This is a genomic window from Streptomyces otsuchiensis (assembly GCF_004305975.1).
In the GTDB taxonomy this organism is placed as follows: Bacteria; Actinomycetota; Actinomycetes; order Streptomycetales; family Streptomycetaceae; genus Streptomyces; species Streptomyces otsuchiensis.
This window is the reverse complement of sequence record NZ_BHZI01000475.1, coordinates 1-2,169: the sequence shown is the minus strand read 5'-3', so window position 1 is coordinate 2,169 and position 2,169 is coordinate 1. Positions and strand designations below refer to the sequence as shown.

Here is a 2,169-nt window from a genome sequence, read left to right as displayed (position 1 = left end):
GTCTTCCTGCGCCGCCCCGCCGGCCCCGCCGGGGCGGCGCAGGAAGACATAGCCACCGGTGCCGCCGAGGTGCGCCCAGCGGGGGGTCGGATGCCGGACGGTCTCGCCCAGCCGCTCGCCGACCGGGCGGCCGTCGACCCGCAGCTCGCCCGGCACCGCGCCGGCGGGGTCGGCCGGGTCGTGCAGGGAGCGGTGGTCGACGACGGTCTCGGCGCGCCGCCCGCCGCCGGCGGTGATGCCGGAACCGGCGGTGAGCACGCCGTCGTCCAGGAACAGCCAGCTGGTGCGGGCCCGCAGCGGGGAGTCGACGCCACGGAGGTCCATGGCAGCCAGCGCGATGTCACCGAGCCGTACCTGGCCGGACCAACGGGTGCCCGACAGCGGGACGTTGTCGTTGTCGCCGCCCGCGCCGACCGGCAGTTCGGCGGTGTCCACCGTGATACCGGGCAGCCGCTTGGGGTCGGCTGTCGGCCAGTACGCGTCGGTGTACTGGTGGAGGTCGCCGTCGAGTACGAGCAGGGCCATGCCGTCGCCCGTGTGCCAGCCGTGGGCGTTCTCGCCGTTCATGTACTCGTAGCGGGCGACCCGGTCGGAGTTGAGCGAGAGGCAGTAGCTCCAGCCCGGGCGGCGGTGGACGAAGCGCTCCATGTCGGGGAACCCGAAGTGGCCCAGCGGGCCGCCCCGGGGGCGTACCGCGTCGTCGGCCAGGACCAGGGCTGCGGTGGCGATCTGCGCGGGCTCGCGCGCGTCCAGCGGGCGCCACGCGTTGCTCAGCAGCCAGTCCTTGGCGACGGCCCGCAGTCGGCCGGCCTCCTCCTCGCCCCGGGCGGCGCCCGGCACGGTGCCCGACGAGGCGTCGGGCGCGTCGCCGGGAAGGGCGCCGGCGAGGGTGACCAGGTCGACGGCGAGCTTGAAGCCGTCGTCGGCGTCGGTCGCGTTGTGCCGGGCGACGGCGCGCCCGCGGACGGCGTCGAGCATCAGCCCCTGGTGCACCAACGGCAGGAAGGTACGGTCCACGGCCTCGGTGGTCAGCCGCCGTTCCCGTTCCGCCACGTCCCACTCCGTGCCGGCCAGCAGCCGCATCATCTCCGCCATGCCCTTGACCAGGACCTGCCCGTAGGTCCCCGGGTAGGCGACGGAGGTGTGCATGATGAAGGACCCGTCGGGATGGAAGCCGTCCCCGACCCGGACGGGGTCCAGCACTCCGGACAGCGACGACGAGCCCAGCGCCAGCCGTTCCTCGTCCCGGCCGAGGACGCCGCGCAGCGCGACCACCCGGCAGAGGTCGACCAGGTTGGCTCCGGTGGACCACAGCTCGCCGCGCAGCATCCGCCGAGGGTCGGGGACGAAGTGGTCAACGGCGGCCAGGAGACCGGCGTGGGTCTCGTCGTCGACGGCCCCGCCCAGCAGCGTCAGGGTGTCGGTGAGCGCGCGGGGTGAACCGATCTCCCAGTCCCACCAGTTGCCGTACTGCGGCTGTCCCGCGTGGTAGCGGGCGCGCCACCACACCCGCAGTCCGGCGGCGGTCGCGCCGGCCGCCGCCGCGTCGCCGTACAGTTCGCTCGCCTCCGTGGCGCAGGCGACCGCGAGGGCCCGCAAGCGGCCGGCGACGGCGGTCACGTTGGCGGAGGCCGCCTCGGTGGCGTCCAGCGGCAGGTCGGGCCAGGGGGTGGGGGCGTGCTCGTCGGTGACGAGGGTCCGGAGGTGGCCGGTGGCGGTGCGGTCGCGGGTGGCGACGGCACGTGCGTACGCCTCGCCCCACTCACCGGGCGGGGTACGGCCGGCGTCGCCGCCGAGGAGCACGTCGCGCCAGCGTGCCAGCAGCTGTTCGTACACGTCGGCGACGGTACCGGCGGCCGGCGGTGACGGGGCCGGGGTACGCGCCGCGTGGTGCGCGGCGGCAGCCGGCGCGGGTGTGCCGGGCAGCAACCCGGCGCCCACCCCGACGGCGAGGCCGGTGCCGAGGACGGTCCGCCGCGCCGGTCCGCCGGTGCCTGGTGCGCTCATCCGCTGCCTCCCGTGTCCGGAGAACGCGACCGTACCCGGGCGGACGCCGCTTCACCACGGGCCGGACCACGACGGACCGGGTCTCTCGGGACCGCCGGCGGCGAGGACGCCCCAACGGGGGCGCGGACGGGCCGTCAGCGGACGCCGCGACACCCGCCCCTC

At 76.2% G+C, this 2,169-nt stretch carries 1 protein-coding gene; it reads right to left on the bottom strand.

Annotation, left to right across the window (positions count from 1 at the left end; genetic code table 11):
• On the bottom strand, positions 1-2,007 hold a 2,007-nt coding region (locus E0D90_RS25215), incomplete at its 3' end, for a polysaccharide lyase 8 family protein (RefSeq protein WP_130800232.1).
• Between the last annotated feature and the right edge of the window lie 162 nt (positions 2,008-2,169).